General features: G+C 47.2%; 2 protein-coding genes. Both read right to left on the bottom strand.

Features of this window, described 5'->3' with window-relative positions:
• Window positions 1-700 (bottom strand): formate dehydrogenase subunit gamma (locus Q0314_RS05640; RefSeq protein ID WP_298057416.1); only part of this gene is annotated, 700 nt, incomplete at its 3' end.
• A 439-nt stretch (window positions 701-1139) separates the two neighbouring features.
• On the bottom strand, window positions 1140-2053 hold a 914-nt coding region (nspC, locus tag Q0314_RS05635), incomplete at its 5' end, for a carboxynorspermidine decarboxylase (RefSeq protein WP_298057415.1).

The following is a 2053-nucleotide window of genomic DNA, read 5'->3' as shown; positions in this document are numbered from 1 at the left end:
GTACGCCTAGCCAAGTAGCGACGTCAGGCGTTTTAAAATCTAAGAAGAACATCGCGGCACCGGTTAGTATCATCACGATACCGCCGGGGATAGCGACCCAGTACCATGCTTTTTGACCAGCATTAAATTTACCCGCAGGCACTGGTCGCTTAACTTTTGAAAGATACCCGCCTACGATCAGCATCCATCTGATGTCGTAGATCGTCGGTAGCATTCTTTTCGTCCAAGCTATCAGCATCGGTAATACGGATACCGCAAATATAATAGTGGCTAACCCGTGAATATTTTTACAAAATCTCACGAAAGCTCCGCCGCCAAGCTCCGCACCCCACATCATGATGATACCGGTCGGTACTAGTACTATCCACGAGATCGCGGCTAGCCCGTGAGCGACGCGCTCTATTACGCTAAATGCATAGACTTTGTTTCCGTCGTGACTAAAATGCTTTGGCCCGATAATCAAAAAATGCAAAGCAAATGCCCCAATCACGGCTAAAATCAGCGACAAAACGGCTATAGCGAAGTAGTCGTTACCCTGAATAAAAGTAAAAATCGGCCCCAAACCGTCTTCGTAAGGCTTAATGTTCTCGATTCTACCCGCAGCCCAGATATTGCTCTGGTACTGGTTCGTGCTAGGACTCGCCTCGATAGCGAAGGCCCAACAGGCGAAAACCGAAAGCAAACTAAAAATTCTCGTCATGCTATCTCCCTTTGGTTTTGTTTTCCGCCTTAAAAAGCTCGTCGTGGTCGGCATCCAGCCAAAGGCTAAATTTTGCGGATTTTCATGAAATTATATCAAAAAATAACGTAATGCAAGCTTAGCGTCAAAACAACGCATTTTTAGGCGGTTGCGGCACTTTTTTATCAAAATCGGGGTCAAATTTATAACCCGTTATATTAATTCATTTATATAAGCTAGATTTTATTTATATTAAATTTAACTTCGTTTGGGATTAAATTTGCGGCAAATTTGACGGACAATAAACTAAATTTGAAAATTTAAATCCGAAAAGCTACGAGTTTAGCGCACGCGCATGTCAGGCAAAAACCCGACGTAAAATTTGATTAAATTCACAGCCGAAACGGTACTCTCAAATGTCAAATTTGCATCCTAAACGGCGCGGTTTCAGGAGGCAAATTTAGTTTCGCCTCTCATACTCTTCAAAGCCGAATTCCCGCACGATAACAAGCTCGCCGTTTTCTTTTAAAAGCAGCAAATCAGGCAACTTGATGCCGTTAAAGGTCGTGTTTTTCACGATCGTGTAATGGATCTGATCCTCAAAGATCACTTTGTCACCCACGCTTAGCGGTGCATCAAATTTATACTCGGGCTCGCCGGCATCAAGCCCCACGATATCGCCGGCTAGACAGGTGTTTCCGCCAAAACGGTAGCTAAATTTACCGCCCCTGCTCTCGCCACGTACGGCCGGTCGGTAGGGCATCAGCACGGTGTCTGGCATATGCGCCTCGGCCGAGACATCTAGGATCGCTATGGTTTTTTCATTTTGCACAAAATCAAGCACCGAAGCGGCCAAAAATCCCGTCTGCCAGCCCACCGCTTCGCCGGGCTCTATGTAGACCTCGACGCCATATTTTTCGCGGAAATTTTTGATCAAACTTATGAGCAGATCGACGTCGTAGCCTTCTTTGGTGACGTGATGTCCGCCGCCGAAATTTACCCACTTCATACGCGGGATAAACTCGCCGAATTTCTCCTCAAACGCCATCAGCACGGTCTCCAGGCTCTGCGCGCTCTCCTCGCAAAGTGCGTGAAAATGCAGTCCCGTGATACCATCAAGCGCGTCAGCGTCGAAATTTGCGCGAGTGATGCCTAGTCGGCTGTAGCGACCGCACGGGTTATACGCGTCAGTCGGCGCGACGGAGAGCTCGGGATTTACGCGAAGCCCACAGGTAACGCCTGCGGCCAGAGCTTTTTCTTTAAATTTAGCCCACTGTGCAAAGGAGTTAAAAACCACGTGTTTTGAGAGTGAGAGCACCTCATCTATGTCCTCGTCTTTAAATGCGGGCGAATAGGTATGGATTTCTCCGCGAA

Origin of the sequence: uncultured Campylobacter sp. (assembly GCF_938040115.1) — a bacterium.
Lineage (GTDB): Bacteria > Campylobacterota > Campylobacteria > Campylobacterales > Campylobacteraceae > Campylobacter_A.
The sequence above is the reverse complement of the archived record's forward strand: the minus strand, read 5'-3'. Positions and strand labels throughout refer to the sequence as shown.